This is a genomic window from Enterococcus sp. DIV0240d (genome assembly GCF_051711245.1).
In the GTDB taxonomy this organism is placed as follows: Bacteria; Bacillota; Bacilli; order Lactobacillales; family Enterococcaceae; genus Enterococcus_D; species Enterococcus_D casseliflavus.
Genome location: NZ_JBIOMG010000001.1, coordinates 2,503,523 through 2,529,152, shown reverse-complemented (window position 1 = coordinate 2,529,152; position 25,630 = coordinate 2,503,523). Strand labels below are relative to the sequence as shown.

The window sequence follows — 25,630 nt, the reverse complement described above, 5'->3', positions numbered from 1 at the left end:
TTATTAGTGTGTAAAAAAATGAGGAGGCTATCGAATGAATTCGCGAAAAGAAGAGATTTTTCAAACGATCGAACTGCATAAGCAAGGGTTGACCGCAGTTGATGTCGCTAAAATCTTACAAATCGATCGCAGCAATGCAAGCCGTTATCTCAGTGAGCTTTATAAAGAAAAGAAAATCGGCAAACGTTCCGGCCGTCCGGTTGTTTATGAGCCTTTAGAAGAAATGGTCCATGTGGATGTTTCCTCTGAAGTTAGTTTTGAAAGTCTGGTTGGAGTCCAAGCTTCCTTGAAAGTAAGTATCCAGCAAGCCAAAGCGGCGATCTTATATCCACCTAGAGGACTCCATACCATTATTTTTGGTGAGACAGGCACGGGTAAATCCTTATTTGCCGAATGTATGTACCATTTTGCGGTTGAATCAAATATGTTAGAAAAAGATGCCCCATTCGTGTCCTTTAACTGTGCGGATTATGCACAAAATCCGCAATTGTTGTTTGGTCACATCTTTGGCATTAAAAAAGGCGCCTACACTGGTGCCGCAGAAGATAGTCCGGGGTTGATGGCAAAAGCCGATGGCGGCATCCTGTTCTTAGATGAGATCCATCGACTGCCGCCAGAAGGCCAAGAAATGCTCTTTACCTTCATTGATAAAGGGATCTACCGTCCTTTAGGGGAAAGTAATCAAGTTCATGAAGCCGCCGTGCAGATCATCGGTGCCACCACGGAATCATCAGAAACCTTTTTAACGACCTTCAATCGGCGAATTCCCATGGCTATTACTTTGCCAAATGTGGAAAGTCGTTCCTTAGATGAACGGTATGAAATCATTTCGTTGTTTATCAAGCAAGAGGCGACCCGTCTGAATCAACGAATCGATGTCGAACGAGATGCGATATTGGCCTTTATGCTCTATGATGCAGAAGGCAACATTGGTCAAATCAAGCGCGACCTTAAACTCGTCTGTGCGAAAGCATTTTTGCATTATCGAACCTATGGAAAAAAACACTTGCTGATTCGAAAAGGCGATTGCTCCTTGCAAGTTCAAAAAGGCTTGCTGAAGATCAAAGAAATGTCGGAACGCTTGGATCGGTTTTTGGATGGCAAAGGCGACTTTCTAAGTTTTGAACCTGGCGACCCAGATGTCGTCTGGTCTCGTGATCCACAACGGAATATGCAAGTGTATAACGAGATCGAAGAAAAAGTCAGCTCGCTGATTGAAACGGGCGTAGCCAATGTCGATCTGGAAAATTTGATCTCTAAAGATGTCGATGCGTACTTTGAAAAGTATGTCGAAGAATTGATCCAAAATCCCGTTCATAAAGAACTGATTCCAGAAGACATTTGGAAACTGACAAATGTTCTTTATGATCTAGCTGGGCAAAGATTGTCTCGAACCTATAGTGAAAAAGCCCGCTTTGCCTTTGCACTGCATTTGCAAAGTACACTGGAACGTGTCAAGGAAGGACATATGATCGTTCACCCAGATTTGAATACAGTCAGAAAAAACTTGAAATCCGAGTTCCAGGTGGCAATGGATCTATCGACCATTATCGAAGAAGAACGCCATGTCGAGATCCCCTTCGATGAGATCGGCTTTATCAGTATGTTTTTAGCGATTCAAGTCAAACAACCCTCGCAGCTGCCCCTTGAAAAAGTCGAGATCATTGTCTTGATGCACGGCAAGGCGACTGCCAGCAGTATGTTGGAAACGGCACAAGAGCTGCTCGAAACCGACCACGGCAAAGCGATGAATATGTCTTTAGATATGGAAGTCGGTCAAATGTATGAGCAGCTATTGAACTATGTCACTGACAATAAGGAAAAGATGAGCAACGGCTTATTGCTTTTAACTGATATGGGTTCCCTCAATTCATTTGCGAATTTGATTTCTGAAGAGACCGGGATTCGTACGAAAGCCATCTCGATGGTCAGTACGATGATCGTCTTAGAGGCTTTGCGAATGGCGGAAAGTGGCCGAAGTTTAGAAGACATTTATCAAAACATTCAGCGTTCTTTTGAAACCATCGTGCAAGAACAGTTCCGCACAGTTCGCGAAGCGAAGGGGAATAAAAAGGCAGTTATCGTCACTTGCTTTACTGGAGAAGGTGTCGCTGCCAAACTTTATCAACGAATTTATCCCGTCGTCGATCAATCAAAAGTCGAGATCATTCAAATGCAATTTATTGAAAAAGAAACCTTCAAGAAACATATTGATGGCTTGCTAGAAGAATATGAGATCAAAGCCATTGCGGGCACCGTCGAGATCGATTATCAAAATATCCCGTTCTTTTCCGCCTATGATGTCTTTGATGACAATCGGTTGAATGTGCTGAAGCGGATCGTTTCAGATGAAGTGCCGATTGAAAAAATCGTACGTTCATTAGAAAATACCTTAACGCATGTGGGGTCCGTCTATCATCTGATCGAAAGTCTGCAGCGAATCGTTCATCAAATTCAAAATCAATTGCATGTGATTGTTGAACCTACCGTTGATGCGGGCTTAGTGATTCATTTAGCCTTTCTAGTGGAAAGTTTATTGAAGAAGGAACATTCCCGTACCTTCCCCAATTTGGCGGCCTTCCAAAAACGCTATCGTATCGAAACAGATGTGTTGCGAACTCATTTATTGCAGATAGAGAAAAACTATCAAATCAAAATCTCTGAAGATGAGATCGCCTATTTAACACAAATGTTCTTAGAAAATGAAATAAAAAGTTATGATGAATCCGCACACAATATTAGTGTGTAATGAAAAATCCGTGAGTGTGCAAAAGGAAAATTGGTTCAGACCATTGATATATAAAGGTCTGGACTTATTTTTTTTTGGCACGCTTTTTGCTTTATAGTAAAGTGTAACTTACAACAGAAAGGAGCGGATACGCGATGGCGAAAAAAACGATTATGCTTGTTTGTTCAGCAGGGATGAGTACCAGTCTATTGGTGACGAAAATGCAAAAAGCAGCCGAAGCAAAAGGAATGGAAGCAGATATCTTTGCTGTTTCAGCTTCAGAAGCCGACCAACATTTGGAGTCGAAACCAGTCGATGTTCTTTTATTAGGACCACAAGTACGATTCATGAAATCACAATTTGAACAAAAACTAGCACCAAAAGGCATTCCTTTGGACGTGATCAACATGGCAGACTATGGCATGATGAACGGCGAAAAAGTATTGCAACAAGCAGAAACATTAATGAACTAAGATTTTTAGGATCGAAGTGTAAGGAGGATTTTTAAAGATGGATGAGCAAAATTTGGAAGCCATTATGGGATTGATCATGTATGGTGGTAATGCAAAAAGTGACGCAATGGAAGCAATCGCGGCAGCAAAAGAAGGGGACTTCGAATTAGCTGACCAAAAAATCAAAGATGCTGAAGCATCTCTTGTGGAAGCGCATCATTCGCAAACAGGATTATTGACACAAGAAGCGCAAGGCAATCATATGACCGTGACATTGTTGACAGTGCATTCACAAGATCACCTAATGACGTCAATCGCATTTACCGATTTAGCGAAAGAAATCATTGATGTCTATCGACGTCTAAATAACGAATAATCTTTGAACGGATAGAAGTAGTTATTGTCGATGAATCAAAAAATCTTCTTTGACGAATAGAACTTATAGGAGGAATTAAGAATGGATGGATTAACAAGTTGGATGGAGAAGTACATTCTCCCTGTAGCTGCAAAAATTGGAGCCCAGAAGCACTTAGTTGCATTACGTGATGCCTTTATTGGAACAATGCCCGCTACTATGGCTGGTTCGATCGCAGTAATGATCAACGCGATCATTCGTGACTTACCACCGCAATTCTGGCCGAGTTATGATGCCAGTACCATTCCAGTTATTCGTGAAATTATTAGTATCAATGGCTTCGTATGGAATGGTACATTGGCTGTTGCTGGTTTAGTATTTGCCTTTTCTTGGGGATATAATCTGGCTCGTGCTTATCGAGTGAATGATCTCGCAGGTGGGATCGTTGGGGTAGCGACACTGATTCAAGGGATTGCTTTTTCATACAGCACTTCTGTGGCGACAGCTGTTCCAACAGCTTTGATGGATGAAATCAATGCTGGGTCAGCAACTTCCGGATGGTCTGCAACAGCAGATGCGATTACAGCAGGTGGATGGGGTTGGTTGAAACTCGATCATCTAAACGGAAACGCTTATTTTACCGTAATGATCATGGGGGCTATTTCAGTTATTATTTTCTGTAAATTGATGTTAGCTGATATCACTATCAAAATGCCTGATTCAGTACCGCCAGCAGTATCGAAAGCGTTCGCTGCGATTTTGCCAGCAACAATCGCCTTATATGTCATTGCTATTATTAACTTTATTGTCGGTAAACTAACTGATGGACAATTAATTATTGATCTTGTCCAAAAATATATTGCAGAACCATTCCTGGGCTTGTCTCAAGGACTTGGCGCAGTTTTGATCGTAACTGTTTTTGTTCAAATTTTCTGGTTCTTCGGAATCCATGGTCCAAACGTACTGGCTCCAGTTTTAGAAGGTATCTGGGGACAAGCGCAGTTGATCAATATCGATATCTTCCAAAAAGGATATGAAGGACAAACTGGGACAAACGCGGTCCTTGCCGCAATCGAAGACGGCAAGGCATATATGTGGGTACGCGGATCCTTTGACTCATTTGCTTGGTTTGGCGGTTCAGGTGGTACAATTGTATTGCTGATTGCTATTTTGATCTTATCAAAACGTGCGGATTATCTAACTGTTGCAAAATTGTCAATCGGACCTGGTGTATTCAACATCAATGAACCGGTAATGTTCGGTCTGCCAATCGTATTGAATGCGATCATGTTTATTCCGTTCATTATTGCTCCGCTAGTAGCCACTTCAATCGGCTGGTTAGCAACGTACTTTGGTTTAGTAGCACCTGTTTCACAACAAGTAACGTGGGTCGTTCCACCAATGTTGCTATCATTCTTGGCAACAGGAGCTGACTGGCGTGCCCCAATCGTAACGTTGGTATGTATGGTCGTTACATTCTTCATTTGGGCGCCATTCGTTATTTCAGCAAATAAAATTGATCCAAAACTAGGCGAATAGACCTGTAGATTGTGAGGAACTGCTATGGCTTCGCTTGAAGTAAAGCAGCTCCTCCTTTTATTATTGATTATTTAGGAGGAAAAGAATATGATTTCAATAGCAAGTGCAATGCAGCAAGATGCCATCAAAGAATTACTTGAAGGATATAACGAAGATGGAATTTCTTTTACATTCAAAGAAAAACAAGGGATTAAACTTATTTTTACTACCACAGCTTCCGATTCAGAAGCGGCGGCGAAAAAAGCGAAAGAATTGATCAAAGCACAGCCTTGGGGTTCTGTTTTATACTTTCAAGCAGTTGGTGTTTGAGTAGGTTCTGTGTGGATCAACGAATAGATAGGATGATTGAAAATGATAAAAAACGGCTTGTTTATATGTAGTATCGGTCTACTCGTAGTCCTATACAGTATGAATCCAAGTAATCAGCAGTTAGATATATTCAGTTTTACAACAGGTATTTTCTTGCTTATTTCTGGCAGTCTTTTGTTCATGAAAGGAAAGAAGAAAGCCGAAGAGTCAGATAGGAGGAAGTCTTAATGAGAATTGAAAAAGATTTATCGATTCCAGCAAATGTCTTTTACGATCAAATTATGGATTCTGTTATCTTTGACGTACGAAAAGCAACTGGAAAAACACTTTCTAGAAAGCAACTGGCAGGATTTCAATATGTAAAGGAATTTTCTACTACGAGTCGTGCGAAGATAGAGATCGAAGAAATCATTGAAAATCAAGTTTATCAATTCAAAACAGAAACGACGAAAAATGAATTTGTCGCTCGCTATGAAGTAGCGCCGCTTGATGAAAAGAGCAGTAAAGTCATTTATACGGAAACCATGAAATCACATGGCTTCATGCAGCAATTGAATGACATGCTCTTAGGCACCATTCTAGGATATTTCAAACGCAAGCAATTTAAAAAAATGTTGAGTATGATGGAAGAAGCATATTAAGGGGTCGACTGACGCCTTTTTTGCGTTTCTTGCGTGTTTTCAAGTAGAGGAGATGAAGGAATGACAGATGTCAAAAAAATGACCGAATTCGGTTCGCAAGAAGTACTGGAACTGGTTTCTTATGCCTTTCAGTGGGAGTTGAATGAAACAAATATCAAGCGCTATCGCAAGCTTGCGGAGAATTCATGGAATTATGGTTCCTACGACGAGGATGGAAAACTAGCGAGCCAAATCATGGCAACTATTTTTGATGTGAATTTTCATGGAACGACCTATCCAATGGCAGGGATCGGTTTTGTGGCTTCTTATCCAGAGTATCGCAGCCAAGGTCGGATCGATCGGATCATGAAACAAATCATTAAAGATTGCTATGAACAAAAAATCGTTCTTTCTTATCTGGCACCTTTCTCCTTTGCGTTTTATCGAAGATATGGGTATGAATATACCTTTGAACGCACCGTTTATGAAGTTGATGCGCATCAATGGCCCGATGGCAAGAAAGTGAACGGAAGGATTCAACGCATGAATTGGGAGGAAGCACAGCCGATCATTCACGAGATTTATCATCAATTGCCTCGCCATCAAAAAGGTGGGCTGATTCGCCAAGCCTGGTGGGAAGAAATCAAGTTTGTTTTGCGCAGACCGTATACGTTTGCGATTTATCGCAATGAAGCGGGTGTTCCTGAAGGGTATTTGATCTACTTTGTTGAAGGAGGACGCTTTGATATTCAAGAGTGGGGCTATTTGACCGCTGACGCGTATCAAGGATTCAATCGGTTTATCGTTTCCCATGCAGATTCAGTAGCGCAGATCCATTATCGACCGGGGTTTGATGGGGAAGTCCTGCAAGTAAATGCAGCCAAACCATTGGCTCACTACCAAGTGCGCCCGGACATGATGGCAAGAGTCGTCGATGTGGAAGGGTTTCTAAAAAGCTATCCATTTACGTTGAAAAAAGCTGGTCGTTTTGCCATAGAAATTCAAGGGGATGATTATGCCCCATGGAATAATGGGTGTTATGAAGTGACGATCGAAAACGCTCAGCATCAGGTCATGAAAACGACGGACACCAAGTTGCCAAAAGCAACCTTGTCCATTCAGCGTTTTGTGCAACTGTTTTTGCAGGCACAATCCCTTGATTCCTTGGTCTTTTTCCAGCAAATGGAAACGGAGAAGGAAGCTGCAGTGATGATTCAGGAAAACTTACCAGACGGAAAGCCGATTCTGGAAGATTATTTCTAAGCAAATCGAGGCAGAGGTATTTGCTTTCCAACAAAAAAAGATTCCTTAAAAATAAGGAATCTTTTTCTTCAAAAAACGTTCCCTGCCGGAATCGAACCAGCAACTAATCCTTAGGAGGGACTTGTTATATCCATTTAACTAAGGGAACACAATAGCTATATTTTACCTGTTATTCGTGTTTCTCGCAAGATGAGAAGGAAAAGAAAGGAAGAAAAACATGGTCAAACGATTGATAAGTGCAAACTATAGTGAAATCAAAGAAATGTCGGCGCAAGAATTGAAACAATCCATTAAAGCGAGCGAAGGACGAGTGATCGTCTGTGAAACGGTGGTTCAAACCATGCCGCAAGCTGGCGACATCACCAACGCAGAAGTCGCGGCAGCTTTTGGGGCTGACTTGATTTTGTTGAATGGCTTTGATTGTTATCGTCCAGCTATTTTTGGGATGCCTGGTATCACATTGGAGCAGCTGCTTGATCCTACACAGCCCATTAAAAATCCGATTCCTCAACTAAAACAACTGATTGGACGACCTGTCGGCATCAATCTTGAGCCGATCCCAGCTACGACGGAAATGATGAGTGAAAAGATCAGCATCAGTCAAGGCCGAACAAGTTCGGTTGACACCATCAAAAAAGCCCAAGAACTCGGGGTGGACTTTCTTTGCTTTACAGGCAATCCTGGAACGGGTGTGACCAACCGAGAAATCGCTAAAGCAGTAAAATTGGCAAAAGAACATTTCTCTGGGTTGATCATCGCTGGAAAAATGCACAGTGCCGGCTCAGATGAACCTGTGGTTGATCGAGAAGCCATCATTTCTTACGCTGAAGCTGGGGCAGATATTTTGTTACTGCCTTCCGTGGGCTCGATTCAAGGCTTTCTAGAAAAGGATCTGATCGAAGCTGTTCAAATTGCCAAACAATATGACTTATTGACGATGTCAGCGATCGGAACGAGTCAAGAAAGCGCGCGTCCAGAAACGTTGCGACAATTAGCCATTATCAACAAAACTTGTGGGGTCGATCTGCAGCATATTGGTGATGCTGGCTATGGCGGCATGGCACCGACCGAAAATATTTTCGAAACATCAGTTGCAATTAGAGGTATGCGCCATACGATCAATCGTGTCGGACGTTCAATCAACCGTTAAATCAGAAAAAATTACTAGCGAAGGAAAACGGAGAATCGTTCTGCTTCGCTTTTTGCATTTTTTTCGCTAAGTTAGAAAGAAAGACTAACTATATAGAGTCAAGTGAAAATTAGCTAAATCAAAAAAATATTTTATAACAGTTAAGTCCAAAAAATGAGTACAACAAATAGACCTTTCACTATTAGATTTTTTTGATTGTTCAATAGCTAATCGGAAACAATCTTATAAGGTTCATTTTTAGTTAAAATAGCATGAATCACATAACAAAGCTTACGAGAAACAGCACCTAAGGCCGTCAGATGATGCTTTCCCTCAGAAATTTTTTTCTGATAAAACGCGCGAAAAACAGGATCACATTGAGAAGCAACTAGAGCAGCTGAAAACAAGGCTTTTCGTAAGTATGGAGATCCACGCTTGCTCATAACATTATGTGTTGCTTCGTATTGCCCAGATTGGGACACAGACGCGTCTATGCCAGCATAAGCAACCAGTTTTTTCGGATTAGAAAATTTGCGAATGTCTCCAATTTCACCAAGAATTGTCGCGCCATTTATAGGGCCGATTCCAGGGATTGTGAGAATAACAGAGTCTAAATTACTCATTATGCGCTTAATTTCTTTTTCAGTTTCTTTTACTTGGCTTTCGATGAATTTCAATTGTTCAATCATGGAGCGTAATTGAAATGTAAAAGCTTCTTGAGCAAATTTCACTCCAAAGGAGTTAGAAGCTGCTTGCTTCAATTGATCTGCTTTCTCTGGCTTTATTCGGTTCCTGCTTAACTCAGCTAAGTATTGAGCCAACGTTTCTGCCGAAATTTCTTCTAGCTCTATAGGAGAACTAAACTCAAGCAATAACTCTTTAGACGCTTTTCCGAAAATACCTTGTTTAGAAAAAATTGATGCATATTCAGGAAACACTTGATCTAGTACAGCTATGATTTTTCGTTTGAAGTCGCTTGCGGTACCTACTAAATAGGTTCGGTAACGTGAAAGTTGTTTTAACGAAAAAACATTTTCATCAGACAATACTGTTTCTACAAAGGAACCATAACGCATCAAGTCAGCAATCAAAACAGAATCAATAATATCATTTTTTCGTTTTCTGATTTCTGTTCCTTTGCGCCAGCCATCGGTTTGAAGAGGATTCACAACGTGAATCAAAAAGTTTGATTCGTGGAGGTATGAAAAGATGGAGAGCCAATAATGACCCGTAGCTTCCATTCCGACAATAAAGTCAGCGGGAGTCTCTGAATATTTTGAAAGCCGCTCAATCAGGGAATCAGCTCCTTCAGTAGTGTTAGGGAAAGAAAAACCTTTTAGGATCACTTTACCTTCTTCACTCATTAAAGAAGCCACGTGAGTTCGCTTGCCGATATCAATTCCTAAGAAGTACATACATTTGACCTTTCTAAAAAAATATTTTGGATTGAAACCCGCTCAACTGAAAAGCGTCACTACCTTGTACGAGATACGGAGTAAAGCAAAAACTTTCAACATCTAACTCATACGTAATCCACTTATCAGAGAGAGGTGCCAGTCTTTCGATTACGAGCTTCAAAACTCAAGGAGGCAACGGCATAGCCTCTCAATCCAATAAATATATTATCTCAAAATGAATGAGTTAATACCAAATTAAAATAACGATGGTTCATAGGGTTATCCAATCAAAACCGGAAGGTTAAAACCCTAACTCTAATATACAAGGAGGAAACACAAAATGAAACAAGCATTGATCATTTACGGAGGTTGGGAAGGACACACCCCAAAAGAAACCAGTCAGTTTTACCAAACGTTGCTGGAGTCAGAAGGATATCAGGTGACCCTCGCCTCAGATTTTGAACCTCTCTATCATAAAGAAGAATTAAAAAGGCTGGATCTGTTGATCATAAATTGGACGCGAGGAGAATTGCCTGATGAGCCGCTGCAAAATGTCACTCAGGCTGTAGCAGAAGGGTTAGGATTAGCAGGCGTTCATGGCGGCTTTGCCTCGGCTTTTCAAGCCAGTAAAGGCTGGTTGTTTCTGACTGGCGGCTGTTTTTTGGCACATCCTGGTGGATTGGAAACGACCTATAGCATCGATCTTACGACAGATCACTATATTACGGCAAATACTCAATCGATCCCTCAGTTGACGACGGAGCAATACTATTGTCTGGTTGATCCAGCCGTCACTGTGTTAGCTACCTCAACATTTGCCGCTAAAGATCATCCGAATGCAGCTAACCAAGACGTCATACTGCCAATGATGTGGATCAAAAAATGGGGCAAGGGCAGAGTCTTTTTCCAATCCGTTGGACACAGTCTAAAAGAGCTAGAAGAGCCCACCATTCAGACTTGGACCAAACGAGGCTTTCTATGGGCCACCAGAGATACCTTGGCTGATCCGCTGAAAAATAGCCAGTATAGTGAGTAATCAGAAAAACGAATGAGGAAATAAACGCGTGCAATCGTTTTACTTTATGGAAGAAAATAAGCATGGTACACTTTATTTGTATTTGATTAAGCAGGAGGTAATGTGGAATGGGAAAATTTGGAAAAAGTTTTTTATCGCAGGTAATATCTGACGGAATCAAAGGACCATTTGTCACGATCATGCTCAATACGCATGTCGGCCACCAGAATGTCGAAAAGGATCAAATCAAATTTAAGAACTTTGCCAAAGATGCGAAGCGCCGCTTTGAAAAGAAATACCCAGAACATTCTTGGGATCTTTTTCAAACGAAAATTGATGAACTGCTTGCAGATCAATCATTTTGGCGTAACAGTACAACGAGTGTGGCGGTGATTATCACACCAGAAGATGTACTGGTCCATCGGTTAAGTATTCGTGTGGATGATCAATATTATGTAGGGGAAACCCCGTATGTATTAGCTGTCATCAAAAACGCACAATTTAATTACCCATTTTATCTCTTAGCGTTGAATCGCGATTCAATGCAAGTCTATCAAGTTGAAAACAATCAAGTGCGTGAAGTCGAGTTGCCAGAAGAGGCACCGACAACGATCGAAAAAGCACTGGGGGAAGAAATCACAGGCGGCGGCAACTTTAATTACAGTGCCCAAGGTGGCCCTAACTCAGGGGGAGAAGGCGTCGCTTATCACGGCTTTAGTGCCAAAGATGAAGAAGTCGAGATCGATCACGTCAACTACTACCAAGCAGTTGATGCATTTTTTAAGAATGATTTTTCAAACGAAGAGCATTTACCAATGTATCTTTTTGCTTTACCAGAAAATCAAACGCTGTTTAAAAAAGTGGCAAAAACGAACTTTTTCAAAGCAGAACCAAGCATTTCCTCTTCACCAGCATCGTTATCTTTGAAAGAGATCCAAATGTGTACGCAAAAGCTGATTGCGGAGTTGACACAAAAAGAAGTTGGGGAATACGGCAAGCTGTTGGATCGGAAATTTATTGACCAATTGGTTGATATCGTACCTGCAGCTAAAGAAGGCAGGATCGCCAATCTGTTTGTAGCGACTTCCAATCTCGCCGATGGGTTTGGAGAAGATCCTGACACGGAATACGATCGTCGCCAAGTGTTAAATACGCTGGCAATCGATGTTTTAGAAAACGGCGGCGAGGTATCTATTTTGGAACAAAAAGATGCCCCAGGAGAAAAAAGTTTGACTGCGATTTTGCGCTACTAAACGCAGTTGCGTCCTTCGTAAATAAATCGTTTCCAAAAAAAAAGACTGTTGTAGATCTTTAGTGCAGCAGTCTTTTTGCGAATCATAAAAAAATAAAGGCGTTTTCATTTTTTTTGATTTTCTATTAGTCATAAAGAAGATAATGTGCTATAATACAAAGTGTAGTTTTTGTTACGGTAAATTATGGTAGCTTGTTTCATCTTAAACATCTTCCACATTTTCACCTTATACAAGTAATTGCAAAATATGTGTATAAACACAAGGAGGATTTTTATTATGGAAACAGGTACAGTTAAATGGTTTAACTCAGACAAAGGTTTTGGATTCATCACTGCAGAAAACGGTAACGATGTATTCGTTCATTTCTCAGCTATCCAAGGCGAAGGCTTCAAAACTTTAGAAGAAGGTCAAGCAGTGACTTTCGATATCGAAGACGGACAACGTGGCCCTCAAGCGACTAACGTTAACAAAGCGTAATTTGTGAATGCCTTTTAAGAGCAGCTTAGCTGCTCTTTTTTTTGTGCGCGTGATATTTGCTTGCTGAGAAAGTAGTTGTTATACTCTTAGAAAAAAAGGAGGCAGACTGATGGGATTGAATGAATTTATTCTTGGATTGGCTAATTTAGAAAAAATCCAACGAGCACCTGGATTTTTTAAGTTTACCGAGCACAGCGTGGCCGCTCATTCGTTTCGAGTAACCATGATTGCCCAGACCTTAGCCGATATCGAAGAACAAGCGGGAAATCAAGTCGATTGGCAAATTCTTTATGAAAAAGCCTTGAACCATGATTACACGGAACGTTTCATCGGCGACATCAAAACGCCAGTCAAATATGCAAACAAAGAATTGCGGGCGATGTTATCAACCGTTGAAGAAAAAATGACCGATGCCTTCATCGAAGAAGAAATCCCCCAAAGCTTTCAAGCGACGTATCGCAGACGCTTGGCGGATGGCAAAGACAACAGCCTTGAAGGTCAGCTTTTGGCAATTGCGGATAAAATCGATCTTTTATATGAATCTTTTGAAGAGATCTCAAAAAGCAACCCCGACAAAGTGTTCAAAGAAATGTTTCGTGAAGCGGTTTTGACAGTCAAAGCGTTTCAGCATCGTCCATGTGTGACCTATTTCTTTGAAGCCATTTTCCCCGAGTTATTAAATGCAGATTTTTATGGGAAGACTGCTTTTCTAGAAGAAATCGCAGCTTTGGTGGAAGAATAACTATAAAGAAAAAACGAAAAATCAAGAAAGGATCCATCTCACAGGTTTCAATGAAACAAGTGAGGGGATCAGGTTTGATTTTTCGTTTTTTTGTTGTATTAAAGCAAAGATTCTGCTCCATCAATATAGACTTCCGTTCCAGAAATATTGCCGGCAGCCTCTGAAGATAGAAAAAGCACAAGGTTGGCGACTTGTTCTGGCACGCCTGTTTCTTGCTTTAATGGTCGAGAACGTTCTGGATATTTGACGGGGATCTCAACGCGAGCAACCTCTTCTTCAATTTCTGTGCTGGCATCGATATTCGTTGCGATCGCCCCAGGGCAGATAGCATTGACCCGAATATTATAACCGGAAAGTTCCAGCGCAGCCATTTTTGTAAAGGCAACTTGACCTGCCTTAGATGTACTGTAAGCAGTCGCACCAAAATTACTGAAGATGCGGTTTCCATTGACCGAACTCGTAATGACAATGCTGCCGCCGTTTGCTTTCATAAATGGGATCGCCGCTTTGACGGTAATAAAGGTACTGCGTAAATTTGTGCTGATTGTCTGGTCCCATTCCGCCACCGTCAATTCTTCGATCGGTGTCCAAGTACCGTTGATGCCGGCATTGACGTGGAGCACATCGAGACCGCCTAGTTCTTCCACAAGACCACTCATTGCTTCTTGCAGCTTCTCTGTTTCAGTGACGTCAACGGCACGATAGTGGGTTTGTGCGTCATAGTCAGCAAGAAACTCCTGTAGCTCCTCTTCGTTGCGATCAATCAACCCAACAAGAGCACCCTGGTCTAGAAATTGTTCTGCCACCGCTTTTCCAATCCCTGAAGCAGCCCCCGTTACAATCACTCGTTTGTTTTTGAAATCATTCATTTTTTTCGCCTCCTTATAGTAAATTATAAAAAAGATCTCTTTTTTTGTCGAAAAAAGCGATCAGCGACGAGTGACAAATTCCTTTGGCTGATAAATACGGATACTAGATAGTAAGGTTCTTCTTCCTGCGAACCCTCGTATCCGATGGGAAAACAGATGTAATCGCCATTGATTTTGTAGTATAATGCAGACAGTGTGCAAGGAGGAATACAATGAAACCCATATACGCTGTGGTGGATCTTGAAACAACAGGAACCGATTCGACGATTGATCGAATTATTCAATTTGGCTGCGTCTTAGTCCAAGATGGCAAGATCATTAATCGTTTTGCCGCAGATATCAATCCTGACCGCAGAATTTCTAAGCAAATTCAACGATTGACACACATCACAAACCAGCAAGTAAGCAAAGCGCCTTATTTCGAAGACATAGCTGACACGATCTACAACTTACTCAGCAATACGATTTTTGTGGCGCATAACATTTATTTTGACTATCATTTTTTAAGCAATGAATTTGTTCGTTGCGGTCTGCCGCCTTTATCGATTCCAGGGATCGATACGGTGGAATTGGCGCAAGTGTTTTTGCCGACAGAAAGCAGCTTTCGCTTAGGTGATCTGGCAGACAGCATCGGCTTTCGTCATGACAACCCGCATCAAGCCGATAGTGATGCAGAAGTGACCGCAGCTTTATTTTTATACATTGAAGCAATTATGCGACAGCTACCACGGACGACTCTTAAACAGATTGCGCTTTTAAGCGGTCAGATGGGGATGCAAACGAGTGAGTATATTCACGGAATTTTGAAAGAAAAAGGACCAGAGTTGGCGGAAGATTTCGAAGTGATCGACGGCGTCGTCCTGCGAAAAAAAACTGTTCCGCTTTTTGAAGCCACGCATTTTCAAGAAACGTATCCGAAAGTAAAAACGGAAAAAGAACAGCGCTTTGGCGAGCACTTGATCTATCGGAAACAACAAGCACGTTTGATGAATGCGGTGTATACGCATTACACCCAACCAGAGAAAAATTTGATTATTGAAGCAGAAACGGGGATGGGAAAAACCATCGGTTACTTGTTTCCAGCCGCTTATTTAGCGACGCCAGAAAATCCATTGATCGTTAGCACCTCATCGATTCTTTTACAAAATCAGATCATTAGCAAAGACATTCCATTGGTGAACCAAGTACTGCAGCAGCCTTTGCAAGCGGTCTTGGTCAAAAGCCATCGTCATTACATTGATTTGCAGCGCTTTAAAGCGACGCTGGATCAACCGGTAGAACAAAAGCAATACGCCCAATATCAGATGGGGATCTTAGTCTGGCTGACCAAAACAGAAACAGGTGACTTTGATGAATTGAATTTAGTTCGTCTTGATCATCCTTTATTTACCGATATTCGCCATCGCGGGGTCGACTTTTTAGCCAAAGATCAACCCTTCTATGAACAAGATTTTGTTCGACATTTATATCGGCGGATGGCGCAAAGCAATGTTTTGATCGTCAATCATGCCTTTTTAATGCAGGAAAACCGACGGGCGCAGCCACTGTTGCCAACGAGTGATTATTTGTTGATCGATGAAGCCCAACAGTTGCCGCAGCAAGCAGAAGGCTTTAGTCAACATGTCTTTGACTCTGCTCATTTCAAGCGGCAGTTTTTACAGCTGAATGAAGAAGGACTATTTGAAGAAATTGCCCAGATCATTACCGAGGACGATTTTTTGCAACGGATGTTCTCGTTGTATCGAAATGCATTGTCGGTTTTGGTCGAAACACAAGAACAGTATTTTCGCACCTTATCGATCGATGCCCCAGAATTACAAGTCGTTCAGCATCATGACCTCTATGATGGGTCATTAGAGCAGGACAAGCTACATCAAAAATTGAGCCTCTATTATCAGGAAATCAATGAGATTCAACAGCAGCTGCGTCAGCGATTCGAGTTGACCAATGATCGGTGGTATGCAAGACAACGGATCGTGATTGCCCGTTTATTTGATTTCTTTAGTCAAATGGACGCACAGGAACAAACAGTGACCGCGTGGTTGACTTGGTGGCATCCTCGTTACGTTCATTGGCTGAAAAAGCATCCCCAGTCAGGAAATGCTGTGATTGAGTTAGCTGATCTAGAAGGACATTCGATCGTGGAGAGCACATGGTACCAACGCTATCAGCACATCATTTATCTAGGGGGGACATTGAAGATCCCAGGCAACAAAGAATATTTTGCCCATCAGATCGGCTTGACGGATGTGCCAGTCAAAACGATTCCTGCCTTTTATGATTACAGCAAGCAAACGCGACTGTATGTAATCAAAAAAGGTCTCTCGATCCAACAAGCATCAGCTGCCGAATACGCGGATTATTTAGTCGAAGCGTTAGTCCCGATTTTGTTTGACAATCCGCAACCAGCGCTTGTGTTGTTTACGGCGCACGAAACTTTGAAAAATGTCTATGATCGATTGAATAAAAAAGCCCTGCATTATGGCAGAGAAATCGTTGCTCAAGGGACTGGCGGAACCCGTGAGAAAATCTTAAAGAAATTTTTATTAGCGGAAAATGGTATCTTATTAGGGACTAGCAGTTTTTGGGAAGGGGTCGATTTACCAGGACAGGCACTGAAGATCGCTGTGGTGACCCGATTGCCTTTTGAGAACCCTAAACAACCCATGGTCCAAGCACGGCACGCCTTTTTGGAAGCAGAAGGCATTGATTCTTTTAAAGAAGATGCCTTACCTAAAGCGATTTTACGGCTGCGCCAAGCATTGGGGCGCTTGATCCGTTCCGAGGAGGATACCGGCGTGATGGTCGTCCTTGATCGACGCTTGCTATCGACAAAATATGGCAAACGAATGGTCAAAGGCTTACCCAAAAACTTACCTCTGATTGAAGCAAGTCCAACCGAGATCGCCGAAGACATCCAACATTTTTTTGGGCAAGAGGAAAAAGCAGCAGCCGATTTTGAAAAATGAGTTGAACATCTGATATAATGGATTTTATTTAAGATTGGAGTACGAAGTGTGAAAACAAAAGACAAAGAACATCGGCGTGTGGTTATTTTGCTGAGTGCGATCACAGTCTTACTGGTCGTTATTCTCTTCGCTTCTATTTTCTATCTCCGTTCTTCTCGTCCAATGCGACAAGCAAGAAACGAAGCAATCGAAATAGCAGAAAGATACACCGATTTAGCAGAGGTCGAACAATTTTATTGGTTTACCCGTGAGGAAACCTCCTTTAGCATTGTTGGAAAGGATACGAATAACAATGAGATCGTTGTGATCATCCCAAAAAGCGGTGAGAAGGTTTCTGTTTTTAATCAAGCGGATGGGCTGACGGAAGCACAAGCTAAGGCATTTGTTCGCGACAATCATCAAGGTCAGGAAATCCAAAAGGCCGCATTGGGTATTTTTGAAGGCGAGCCAACTTGGGAAGTCATGACGAAAGATGGCGAGGGTCGTTTGAACTATTATTTGATTGGTTTCAAAGATGGCGAAGAAATCAAAGCGATCACTGAACTATAGGAAGACGCTTATGATAGAATGAATTTTGGATCGTAGAAAGGATGATAAACATGGTACTTTCAAAAAGAGCAGAAAAATTGGAACCCTCCGCAACGTTAGCGGCATCTGCTAAGGCAAAAGCGTTAGCGGACCAAGGTGTAGACGTATTAAGTCTAACTGTCGGTGAACCCGACTTTATTACCCCGAAAAACATTCGCCAAGCAGCGATCGCAGCGATTGAGAGCGGCAAGGCTAGTTTTTACACAGCAACTGCGGGGATTCCTGAGTTAAAACAGGCGATTCTTGCTTATATGAAAGAGTTTTATGGTGCTGACTATGATTCAAACCAAGTGATCGTGACAGATGGCGCGAAGTTTGCCCTTTATACGCTGTTTCAAGCGCTCCTTGATGAAGAGGATGAAGTACTCATTCCAGTGCCTTATTGGGTCAGCTATGCGGAACAAGTCCGTTTAGCGCAAGGGACACCTGTGTTTGTTGAAGCCAAGCAAGAAGCCGATTTTAAAGTTTCTGTGGCTCAATTAGAAGCTTCTCGTACAGAGAAAACGAAAGCCATTATTTTAAACTCGCCTGCCAACCCTACAGGGGCGATTTACTCAAAAGAAGCGTTAACGGCAATCGGCAACTGGGCAGTGGAAAATAATATTTGGATCATTGCCGATGATATCTATGGCCGTTTGGTTTATAACGGCAATACCTTTACATCGATCGCAAGCTTATCAGAAGAGATACGCAAACAAACCATCGTAATCAATGGCGTTTCTAAAACCTATTCTATGACTGGGTGGCGGATCGGATTTGCTGTCGGTGATGCAAAAATCATCAAAGCGATGATCGATATCGCTTCCCAAGCTACTAGCAACCCGCCGGCTGCTAGCCAATACGCAGCAGTTGAGGCACTGACTGGGAATCAAGAATCGATCGAAGTGATGCGTCAGGCCTTCGAAGAGCGCTTGAACAAACTATATCCGCTAATTGCCGCTATTCCTGGTTTTCAGGTGACGAAACCCCAAGGCGCGTTTTACTTGTTCCCAAATGTCAAAGAAGCCATGACGATGTGCGGCTATCAAACCATTGATGCCTTCGTGGAGGCCTTGCTGATGGAAGCCCACGTGGCAGTAGTGACTGGTGCTGGTTTTGGTACACCAGATTATTTACGCATCAGCTATGCAACTGATTGGGACACGTTAGCGGAAGCTACCAAACGAATCCATGATTTTGTTGAAAAGAAACGCCAAAAAGCTTAAAATGCTCTATGGTGCCTTTATAAATTAGATAGGAGAGAATCAAGTGGAATCTATTCAAATTTTAGATGCAAAAAAACATGTTGGCGAAACCGTTCAAATCGGAGCATGGGTTGCTAACAAACGTTCTAGCGGCAAGATCGCCTTTTTACAACTTCGTGACGGAACAGCGTATTTTCAAGGAATCGTTGTAAAAAGTGAAGTAGGGGAAGAAGTTTTCCAATTAGCGAAAAATCTAAATCAGGAAACTGCCGTACTGGTCACTGGGGAAATCAGAGAAGACAGCCGCTCAAAATTCGGCTATGAAATTGGTATCTCTGGTTTAGAGGTTGTTGGGGAAAGCCATGATTACCCAATCACACCAAAAGAACACGGAACAGATTTCTTGATGGACCATCGTCATTTATGGTTGCGTTCCTCAAAACAACACGCCATCATGCAAATCCGAAACGAAATCATTCGGGCAACGTATGAATTTTTCAACAAGAATGGCTTCATCAAAATCGATCCACCGATCCTAACTGGATCAGCACCAGAAGGAACGACCGATTTATTTGAAACCAACTATTTCGATCAAAAAGCATATTTGTCTCAGTCTGGTCAATTGTACATGGAAGCTGCCGCTATGGCGTTTGGCAAAGTCTTTTCTTTTGGACCAACTTTCCGTGCCGAAAAATCAAAGACACGTCGTCACTTGATTGAATTTTGGATGATTGAACCAGAAATGGCCTTTATGCACCAAGAAGAAAGCTTGGAAGTCCAAGAGCAGTACGTGGCATTCTTAGTGCAAAATGTGCTCGATAACTGTGACTATGCATTAGACGTCTTAGGCCGTGACCGTGAAGTCTTGAAAAAATACACCAAATTACCATTCCCACGAATCTCTTACGATGATGCAGTGGCATTATTACAAAAGAACGGCTTCGATGATATTCAATGGGGCGATGACTTTGGCTCACCACATGAGACCTTTATTGCCAATTCATTCGATCAGCCCGTCTTTATCTTAAACTATCCAAAAGCCATCAAACCTTTCTATATGAAGCCACATCCAACGAGAGAAGATGTCGTGATCTGTGCCGATATGATCGCACCAGAAGGCTATGGCGAGATCATAGGCGGTTCTGAACGTGCTATCGATCATGAATACCTGCTAGAACAAATCCGCGCCCACGGCTTGGACGAAAATGAATATTCATGGTATTTAGATCTACGCAAGTACGGCTCAGTTCCTCACACCGGCTTTGGCCTTGGATTAGAACGGACCGTTACCTGGTTATCAGGAATCGAGCACGTAAGAGAATCCATTCCGTTTCCACGGTTGTTGAATCGGATTTATCCTTAGGAAAATGCAGATGGTTGGTAACTATTCAATCATCTGTTATTTTTTTATTTTGAAGTTTCATTTATGTTTCATTATTGGTAACAATATAACGGTTTTATTACAATTATTTTCTTTTAGATGAATATCGGGTAAAATGAAAGGTAGCGTAAAAAAAGAAAGGGATACTGTGATGAAATCATGGCTTCTTGCGAAAATTAAGCAAAGTTATTTATTCACAATTAAGCGATTTGCTAAAAAAAATAAGAAGCAGCATCAGCAAATTGTTTATTTACTAAGTTTTCCTAGTACAAGCAATTATATAATTGAGAAGTTGTTTCAGAAGTATCAAAAACGACTGACAATTTGTTATACAAAGAACGCAACTGATTTAGCAAGAACTTATCAAGAAAAAGGATGTCCAATATACTGTATCGATTCACAACTGGTTTTATTTAGACATATTGTTCCTTTATTGAAAAGCGCAAGAGTTATATTGTGCGATAACTATTTTGCTATATTAGGTGGGATTGACTTTTTACCCAAAACAAAAATAGTTCAACTATGGCATGCCAATGGAGCAATTAAAAAATTCGGTTTAGAAGCTCACTATGCTAAAAAAGCAACCCAGGCCGATCAAAAACGTTATAAGGATGTTTATCGTCGATATACCCACTATGTGGTAAGTTCACCTAAAATGGCGTCAATTTTTGAGAGAAGCTATCAACGTGAATTGACTTTTTTACCCTTTGGATATCCACCAACGGATCAGTATTTTAAACGTGATGATGAAAAAATAAAAGAAATGAAAAAAATTTTTGGAGGAAAAAAATTGCTCCTCTACGCACCAACCTACAGGGAAGAACGAGGAGATTTTTTTATTGATTTTAACAGATTACTAACAGAGTTACCTGAGTGGAACATTCTTGTGCAACTTCATCCCCATGATTTAGAGCAGTTACAACATTTAAAAAAAATTGAAGGAATCATAACGAATTTTGAAGGCTACAAAATCCAAGATTTATTTCCGATAATCGACTGTTTAGTGACTGATTATTCTTCAATACCTTTTGAGTATAGTTTAAGCAACCCGAGTGGTATGATTTGCTATTTTTGTTATGATTATGATTTATATGATAAAACTGTTGGTATCCAAGATTGTTTCAAAAAACAAAAGAGCATAGCTAAAACACAAGATGAACTTGTCAGAATCATACAAAAGGGAACAAGTGATTTAAACCAATTCAACCAAGAATGGAACACATATGTTAAAGGGAATGCCATAGAACAACTAGTAGAGTGGGTGAACGCACAATATGAATACTGAAGTAATCATGGGATTACCTGTTGATCAGGTTACTTATCAAACTATTTTGGCAGAATTGCCTTTATATTTTGAGAATGGAAAGAAAATGACGGCGATTAGCATAAATCCACAAATAGCTGTTGACGCAAAAAAATATCCTGACATAGTAGAATTTATCAAACAAAGTACACATCGTATTCCCGATGGAATTGGAATAGTGCTAGTTTCCCAACTAACTGGTGGTAAAATTAAAGAACGCGTAGCTGGATTTGATTTAATGGTGAAATTTTTAGAATATGCTAATAATCATCAAAAAAGAGTTTTTTTTTATGGAGCGAAACCCGAAGTTTTATTTGATGCCATAGAAAATACTCGTGAATTATATCCTAACTTGACAATTACTGGTGGAATAGATGGTTACACTTCTTTATCAGAAGTGGAAGTAGTTGAAATGATTAATAGAGCAAAGCCAGACTTTCTCTTTGTAGCATTGGGATTTCCACGTCAAGAGCAATGGTTGGCTCGTAACACATCTCGCTTAAATGTTACTGTCCTACAAGATGTAGGAGGGAGTTTCGATGTTTTAAGCGGACGGGTAAAACGAGCGCCAAAAATGATTATAAACTTACATTTAGAGTGGCTTTATCGTTCGTTAAGTAATCCGAAACGGATTGGTCGGATTATTCAGTTGCCTATCTTTGTGGTGAAAAGTTTGTGGTGGAAGGTTAGAGGAGACGATTAAGTTATGACAAGAAAAATAGGAATAGTTGGTTATGATTTATTTGGTACAGGAGGAACAACTCGAAGTAATACAAATCTAATCAATGAATTTTTAGCAGATAATAAAGAAATTATCTATTTCAATTTATTACCTTTTTCTAGCCTGAAAGTGAAAAAAATAAAAAAATTATTTATTAATCCAGACAAAATTCAATTTTATCAGTTAAAAGATTTCTCAGAGAGTCAGGAAGCAGATACGTATATCATCACTCGAGAAAGCCTTTTTGTCTTTGCAAAAATAATTAAGGAAAAATTCCCTCAAGTAAAAGTGATTGGAGAAGTCCACACACCTCTGAGTTTAATTGATCCAGAAACCGATTTTGCACCTGATGCTATTGATACATATCGAGTAGCAACAGAAAAGATCAAACAAACACTAAAGGATAAATTTAAAGATAATAATATTGTTGTTTTTCCAGTAAGTATTCGTCATTTGGCAAACAAGATACAAAATAAAGATATCTCTTTGAAAAATATAAATTCGGAAGTCAATTTTTTAGTATATTCAAGATTTGATGAATCACAGAAAGATATAGCTTATAGTATTAAGTTAATGGATTATCTAGTTCACAGAGCAGGCAAAAATCATTATAAATTATATATAAATGGAACTGGAACCGGTGAAATTTTATATAAAAACTTAATTGAATTGTATCAATTAAGTGAGAATGTTTTCTTGAATCATAAAGTGCCTGAATATGGAATCTATTTGTCAACAGCTCGTTATGAAACTCTTGGTTATTCTATTATTGAAGCATTTATAGATGGCCGTCCAATCGTTTTATACAAAGGAGACGACAATTCACTAAAGGATATTTATTGTGGCTTCAAAAGTTTTTGTTGGTTAGAGAAGAACATAATAAAAGATGCACAAGAGATTATTCATTATGTAAACGAGAATTACTCTGAAAAGCTGCATTTGTTTAAACACGACATCCCTTTGGTTGAAGACCTGAGCCCCTTGGAAGATTATGGCAAGAAATATGAAGAAACAATTCTATCCGCGCCGCTAGTAAATAAGCAACGTTTCGAAGGTAAAACAGATAATCTATATCAAATGATTTATGATCAGAATAATCTAAGTAAAGATACATTTGCTCTTAAGATTTATCTTAGATTAAAAGAGATGAGGGTTATCGGACCTATTGTTTCTTCTGTGAAAACTAAAGAAATGTTAAAGAGATTGATGAGAAAAACAGAGGCAACTCCTACAAGTGATATACTGTTAAAGGGAAATCTGAGGGATGATTTTGTTTTTGTAGAATCTTTTCATGGCAAATCTTTCGCAGGTGATCCGAAATATCTTGCCATAGCGTTAAAGAAAAATTTTCCTGAGTACACGTTTTACGTTAGCTCAGTGAATGAATTAGTTGACATGGAAATATATTCTTACGGAATGATACCGGTGCGTCTAGGCGGAAAACAATATGTCACAAAGTTTAGAAAATCAAAGTTAGTGATATTGAACGGGAATTCGTTGGATAAAGCAGGCAAAGTAGAGGGCCAGATTTTTTTAGAAACTTGGCATGGTGTTCCTCTAAAAAAAATGGTTGCAGATTTAGTTGATTTTCGTCAAAGAGAAACTGAAGTATCCGCATTTATCCCAAGAATGAAAAAATGGAATTACTTGATTACTTCTTCTCCACGGAATTTAAAATTATTTGAAAGTGCTTTTCAATTAGAAAAAAACACGCAATTAAAAATTTTAAAAAGTGGCGCACCAAGAAATGCTTTTTTGATAAAAAATAAAGATAATACGGCATTAAAAAATAAGCTATTAGGGAAGTATTTTAATTATAATTTCGAGTTAGGGAAAAAATATATTTTGTATTGTCCAACTTGGAGAAAACAAAAAAGAGATGCTATCAGTCAACTTGATTTTATAAAAGTTTTAAATCAGTTGCCAAATGAATATGAACTAATTGTAAAATTGCATCCTTTAGAATCAGAGTTAATCAATTATTACAATAATTTAGATCCACGTATTCATTGTTTCTTTAATGAAATATCTGATATACAGGAATTATACTTAATAGCTGATATATTGATTACAGATTATTCATCTGCTATGTTTGATTTTGCTCACTTAGATAAAAAAATCATTATTTTACAAGAAGATGCTGTAGATTATGAGAATAGTATAGGTTGGTATTTTGATCTAGAAAAATTAACGGGCTTAATGGGACAATCATATACAGAAGAGGAACTTGCCTGTGAAATAAAGCATAATAACGAAAAATTATATAACCAGAAAATACTTCAGAATCTACTTTCGTGGGATGCGATTGATACCGAAAAAAATATAATAAAACAATTGATGATAAGGTGGAATAGTTAATGAAAGAGAAAATAGCAATATTATTACCATGTTACAATGAAGAAAAAACCATTGAGAAAGTTATCAAAGACTTTAAAAATGTTTTACCAGAGGCTGACATTTATGTTTATGATAATAATTCAAGCGATAATACTTTTGAAATAGCTAAAGCCGCAGGAGCAATTGTTCGTAAAGAATTTAAGCAAGGAAAAGGGAATGTAGTCCGATCCATGTTCCGAGACATTGATGCAGATTATTACATCATGGCAGATGGGGACGATACTTATCCAGCTGAAGAAGTTTTTAAACTATTAGCGCCACTTCAAGAAAAGCGCGCAGATATGACGATTGGTGACCGGTTATCAAATGGGACTTATGCAGAAGAAAATAAACGTGCTTTTCATGGGTTAGGCAATAGCTTGGTTAGAAGTTTAATTAATGGATTGTATAAAGCAAACTATCAAGATATTATGACAGGGTATCGAGGATTCAACAAGTTATTTGTTAAAAGCTTTCCTGTTTTAAGCCCAGGTTTTGAGATTGAAACAGAGTTAAGCATTCATTCTTTAGATAAACGTTTTAATTTAGTAGAAGTTCCTATTGAATATCGTGATCGACCAGAAGGTAGTGAATCCAAACTAAATACTTTCACTGATGGATTTAAGGTTCTGAAAACAATATTCAATCTATTTAAAGACTATAAACCATTAATTTTCTTTTCTTGGTGGGCGTTAATCTTCTTAATTTTTGGCTTAATTGCGGGAATTCCAGTTTTAAGTGAATTTTATAGAACAGGGTTAATCGATAAATTACCATCTGCAGTGCTAGCTGTCGGACTTGTTTTAATGGCTATGTTAGCATTTGTTTGTGGACTAATCTTAGATACAGTGGCTAGAAAGTCAAGGGCTCAATACGAAATGGATGTCTATCGTCTGTTATTTGAGTTAAAGAGGGAAGGGAAATAATTGCTAAACAGGACCTATTTTAAGTATTTCTTCT

The 25,630-nt window shown here is 39.9% G+C and carries 23 protein-coding genes and 1 tRNA gene; 21 read left to right on the top strand and 3 right to left on the bottom strand.

Annotated features, from left to right (window positions below):
* Nucleotides 1-34 precede the first annotated feature (34 nt).
* The 8 genes from IGJ25_RS11890 (at nt 35) to IGJ25_RS11855 (ending at nt 7,266) form a co-directional block, all read left to right on the top strand.
* The gene (locus tag IGJ25_RS11890; protein ID WP_225001441.1) at nt 35-2,749 is read left to right on the top strand and encodes a sigma 54-interacting transcriptional regulator; all 2,715 of its coding nucleotides are present in this window, start codon (nt 35-37) and stop codon (nt 2,747-2,749) included.
* Between the two features lie 134 nt (nt 2,750-2,883).
* Nucleotides 2,884-3,201: a PTS sugar transporter subunit IIB gene (locus tag IGJ25_RS11885; RefSeq protein ID WP_005229471.1), complete on the top strand. Its 318-nt coding sequence runs from the start codon at nt 2,884-2,886 to the stop codon at nt 3,199-3,201.
* Between the two features lie 37 nt (nt 3,202-3,238).
* Nucleotides 3,239-3,556, top strand: a complete 318-nt coding sequence (locus IGJ25_RS11880) for a PTS lactose/cellobiose transporter subunit IIA (RefSeq protein ID WP_005229473.1) — start codon at nt 3,239-3,241, stop codon at nt 3,554-3,556.
* A gap of 81 nt (nt 3,557-3,637) precedes the next feature.
* On the top strand, nt 3,638-5,074 hold the full coding sequence (locus IGJ25_RS11875) for a PTS sugar transporter subunit IIC (RefSeq protein ID WP_010749334.1): 1,437 nt from the start codon (nt 3,638-3,640) through the stop codon (nt 5,072-5,074).
* Nucleotides 5,075-5,161: 87 nt separating this feature from the next.
* Nucleotides 5,162-5,383, top strand: a complete 222-nt coding sequence (locus tag IGJ25_RS11870; protein ID WP_010749335.1) for a hypothetical protein — start codon at nt 5,162-5,164, stop codon at nt 5,381-5,383.
* Nucleotides 5,384-5,425: 42 nt separating this feature from the next.
* Entirely contained in the window at nt 5,426-5,611 is a 186-nt protein-coding gene (locus tag IGJ25_RS11865) for a DUF3188 domain-containing protein (protein ID WP_010749336.1), read from the top strand.
* Nucleotides 5,611-6,024, top strand: coding sequence for a DUF3284 domain-containing protein (locus IGJ25_RS11860; protein ID WP_015510041.1), 414 nt, complete (start codon nt 5,611-5,613; stop codon nt 6,022-6,024). Before IGJ25_RS11865 ends, IGJ25_RS11860 begins: the two co-directional genes overlap by 1 nt.
* A 60-nt stretch (nt 6,025-6,084) precedes the next feature.
* Entirely contained in the window at nt 6,085-7,266 is a 1,182-nt protein-coding gene (locus tag IGJ25_RS11855) for a GNAT family N-acetyltransferase (protein WP_142965312.1), read from the top strand.
* A gap of 76 nt (nt 7,267-7,342) precedes the next feature.
* Here the strand turns inward: IGJ25_RS11855 and IGJ25_RS11850 are convergent.
* Nucleotides 7,343-7,414, bottom strand: a tRNA-Arg gene (locus IGJ25_RS11850).
* A 69-nt stretch (nt 7,415-7,483) separates the two neighbouring features.
* Here IGJ25_RS11850 and IGJ25_RS11845 point away from each other — a divergent pair.
* Nucleotides 7,484-8,416: a DUF7916 family protein gene (locus IGJ25_RS11845; protein WP_010749339.1), complete on the top strand. Its 933-nt coding sequence runs from the start codon at nt 7,484-7,486 to the stop codon at nt 8,414-8,416.
* Between the two features lie 206 nt (nt 8,417-8,622).
* Here the strand turns inward: IGJ25_RS11845 and IGJ25_RS11840 are convergent, their stop codons facing one another.
* Entirely contained in the window at nt 8,623-9,810 is a 1,188-nt protein-coding gene (locus IGJ25_RS11840) for an IS110 family transposase (RefSeq protein ID WP_438779324.1), read from the bottom strand.
* A 322-nt stretch (nt 9,811-10,132) separates the two neighbouring features.
* Here IGJ25_RS11840 and IGJ25_RS11835 point away from each other — a divergent pair, with 322 nt between their 5' ends.
* From IGJ25_RS11835 to IGJ25_RS11820, 4 genes are all read left to right on the top strand, one after another.
* Nucleotides 10,133-10,828, top strand: a complete 696-nt coding sequence (locus IGJ25_RS11835) for a ThuA domain-containing protein (protein ID WP_225001423.1) — start codon at nt 10,133-10,135, stop codon at nt 10,826-10,828.
* A 107-nt stretch (nt 10,829-10,935) separates the two neighbouring features.
* On the top strand, nt 10,936-12,060 hold the full coding sequence (locus IGJ25_RS11830; protein ID WP_225001422.1) for a baeRF6 domain-containing protein: 1,125 nt from the start codon (nt 10,936-10,938) through the stop codon (nt 12,058-12,060).
* Nucleotides 12,061-12,336: 276 nt separating this feature from the next.
* Nucleotides 12,337-12,537: a cold-shock protein gene (locus IGJ25_RS11825; protein ID WP_003126918.1), complete on the top strand. Its 201-nt coding sequence runs from the start codon at nt 12,337-12,339 to the stop codon at nt 12,535-12,537.
* A gap of 109 nt (nt 12,538-12,646) precedes the next feature.
* Complete coding sequence (locus IGJ25_RS11820) at nt 12,647-13,279, top strand: HD domain-containing protein (RefSeq protein ID WP_225001421.1); 633 nt, start codon at nt 12,647-12,649, stop codon at nt 13,277-13,279.
* A gap of 98 nt (nt 13,280-13,377) precedes the next feature.
* On the opposite strand, the gene IGJ25_RS11815 is transcribed toward IGJ25_RS11820, so the two are convergent.
* Nucleotides 13,378-14,148, bottom strand: a complete 771-nt coding sequence (locus tag IGJ25_RS11815; RefSeq protein WP_231472629.1) for an SDR family oxidoreductase — start codon at nt 14,146-14,148, stop codon at nt 13,378-13,380.
* Between the two features lie 212 nt (nt 14,149-14,360).
* On the opposite strand from IGJ25_RS11815, the gene IGJ25_RS11810 reads away from it, so the two are divergent.
* The 8 genes from IGJ25_RS11810 (at nt 14,361) to IGJ25_RS11775 (ending at nt 25,596) form a co-directional block, all read left to right on the top strand.
* Nucleotides 14,361-17,117, top strand: a complete 2,757-nt coding sequence (locus IGJ25_RS11810; protein WP_225001419.1) for a helicase C-terminal domain-containing protein — start codon at nt 14,361-14,363, stop codon at nt 17,115-17,117.
* A 48-nt stretch (nt 17,118-17,165) separates the two neighbouring features.
* On the top strand, nt 17,166-17,666 hold the full coding sequence (locus IGJ25_RS11805; RefSeq protein WP_015510034.1) for a cell wall elongation regulator TseB-like domain-containing protein: 501 nt from the start codon (nt 17,166-17,168) through the stop codon (nt 17,664-17,666).
* A 50-nt stretch (nt 17,667-17,716) separates the two neighbouring features.
* Complete coding sequence (locus tag IGJ25_RS11800) at nt 17,717-18,910, top strand: pyridoxal phosphate-dependent aminotransferase (protein ID WP_225001418.1); 1,194 nt, start codon at nt 17,717-17,719, stop codon at nt 18,908-18,910.
* A 43-nt stretch (nt 18,911-18,953) separates the two neighbouring features.
* On the top strand, nt 18,954-20,252 hold the full coding sequence (asnS, locus tag IGJ25_RS11795) for an asparagine--tRNA ligase (RefSeq protein WP_005229504.1): 1,299 nt from the start codon (nt 18,954-18,956) through the stop codon (nt 20,250-20,252).
* A gap of 169 nt (nt 20,253-20,421) precedes the next feature.
* Nucleotides 20,422-21,555, top strand: a complete 1,134-nt coding sequence (locus IGJ25_RS11790) for a CDP-glycerol glycerophosphotransferase family protein (RefSeq protein ID WP_225001417.1) — start codon at nt 20,422-20,424, stop codon at nt 21,553-21,555.
* Nucleotides 21,545-22,276, top strand: a complete 732-nt coding sequence (locus tag IGJ25_RS11785) for a WecB/TagA/CpsF family glycosyltransferase (RefSeq protein WP_225001416.1) — start codon at nt 21,545-21,547, stop codon at nt 22,274-22,276. The genes IGJ25_RS11790 and IGJ25_RS11785 overlap by 11 nt, the downstream gene beginning before the upstream one ends.
* A gap of 3 nt (nt 22,277-22,279) precedes the next feature.
* Nucleotides 22,280-24,652 (top strand): CDP-glycerol glycerophosphotransferase family protein, encoded by a 2,373-nt coding sequence (locus tag IGJ25_RS11780; RefSeq protein ID WP_225001415.1) that lies wholly within the window; start codon nt 22,280-22,282, stop codon nt 24,650-24,652.
* Nucleotides 24,652-25,596, top strand: coding sequence for a glycosyltransferase family 2 protein (locus IGJ25_RS11775; protein WP_086338063.1), 945 nt, complete (start codon nt 24,652-24,654; stop codon nt 25,594-25,596). The genes IGJ25_RS11780 and IGJ25_RS11775 overlap by 1 nt, the downstream gene beginning before the upstream one ends.
* The last annotated feature ends 34 nt before the right edge of the window (nt 25,597-25,630 follow it).

Excerpts from the sequence above, each read along its gene's own strand:
- IGJ25_RS11880 (WP_005229473.1), top strand. The coding sequence starts at position 3,239 with ATGGATGAGCAAAATTTGGAAGCCATTATGGGATTGATCATGTATGGT.
- IGJ25_RS11860 (WP_015510041.1), top strand. The coding sequence starts at position 5,611 with ATGAGAATTGAAAAAGATTTATCGATTCCAGCAAATGTCTTTTACGAT.
- IGJ25_RS11875 (WP_010749334.1), top strand. The coding sequence starts at position 3,638 with ATGGATGGATTAACAAGTTGGATGGAGAAGTACATTCTCCCTGTAGCT.
- IGJ25_RS11815 (WP_231472629.1), bottom strand. The coding sequence starts at position 14,148 with ATGAATGATTTCAAAAACAAACGAGTGATTGTAACGGGGGCTGCTTCA.
- IGJ25_RS11825 (WP_003126918.1), top strand. The coding sequence starts at position 12,337 with ATGGAAACAGGTACAGTTAAATGGTTTAACTCAGACAAAGGTTTTGGA.
- IGJ25_RS11775 (WP_086338063.1), top strand. The coding sequence starts at position 24,652 with ATGAAAGAGAAAATAGCAATATTATTACCATGTTACAATGAAGAAAAA.
- IGJ25_RS11785 (WP_225001416.1), top strand. The coding sequence starts at position 21,545 with ATGAATACTGAAGTAATCATGGGATTACCTGTTGATCAGGTTACTTAT.
- IGJ25_RS11830 (WP_225001422.1), top strand. The coding sequence starts at position 10,936 with ATGGGAAAATTTGGAAAAAGTTTTTTATCGCAGGTAATATCTGACGGA.
- IGJ25_RS11790 (WP_225001417.1), top strand. The coding sequence starts at position 20,422 with ATGAAATCATGGCTTCTTGCGAAAATTAAGCAAAGTTATTTATTCACA.
- IGJ25_RS11890 (WP_225001441.1), top strand. The coding sequence starts at position 35 with ATGAATTCGCGAAAAGAAGAGATTTTTCAAACGATCGAACTGCATAAG.
- IGJ25_RS11855 (WP_142965312.1), top strand. The coding sequence starts at position 6,085 with ATGACAGATGTCAAAAAAATGACCGAATTCGGTTCGCAAGAAGTACTG.
- IGJ25_RS11800 (WP_225001418.1), top strand. The coding sequence starts at position 17,717 with ATGGTACTTTCAAAAAGAGCAGAAAAATTGGAACCCTCCGCAACGTTA.
- IGJ25_RS11870 (WP_010749335.1), top strand. The coding sequence starts at position 5,162 with ATGATTTCAATAGCAAGTGCAATGCAGCAAGATGCCATCAAAGAATTA.
- IGJ25_RS11885 (WP_005229471.1), top strand. The coding sequence starts at position 2,884 with ATGGCGAAAAAAACGATTATGCTTGTTTGTTCAGCAGGGATGAGTACC.
- IGJ25_RS11820 (WP_225001421.1), top strand. The coding sequence starts at position 12,647 with ATGGGATTGAATGAATTTATTCTTGGATTGGCTAATTTAGAAAAAATC.
- IGJ25_RS11835 (WP_225001423.1), top strand. The coding sequence starts at position 10,133 with ATGAAACAAGCATTGATCATTTACGGAGGTTGGGAAGGACACACCCCA.
- IGJ25_RS11865 (WP_010749336.1), top strand. The coding sequence starts at position 5,426 with ATGATAAAAAACGGCTTGTTTATATGTAGTATCGGTCTACTCGTAGTC.
- IGJ25_RS11840 (WP_438779324.1), bottom strand. The coding sequence starts at position 9,810 with ATGTACTTCTTAGGAATTGATATCGGCAAGCGAACTCACGTGGCTTCT.
- IGJ25_RS11810 (WP_225001419.1), top strand. The coding sequence starts at position 14,361 with ATGAAACCCATATACGCTGTGGTGGATCTTGAAACAACAGGAACCGAT.
- IGJ25_RS11780 (WP_225001415.1), top strand. The coding sequence starts at position 22,280 with ATGACAAGAAAAATAGGAATAGTTGGTTATGATTTATTTGGTACAGGA.
- IGJ25_RS11845 (WP_010749339.1), top strand. The coding sequence starts at position 7,484 with ATGGTCAAACGATTGATAAGTGCAAACTATAGTGAAATCAAAGAAATG.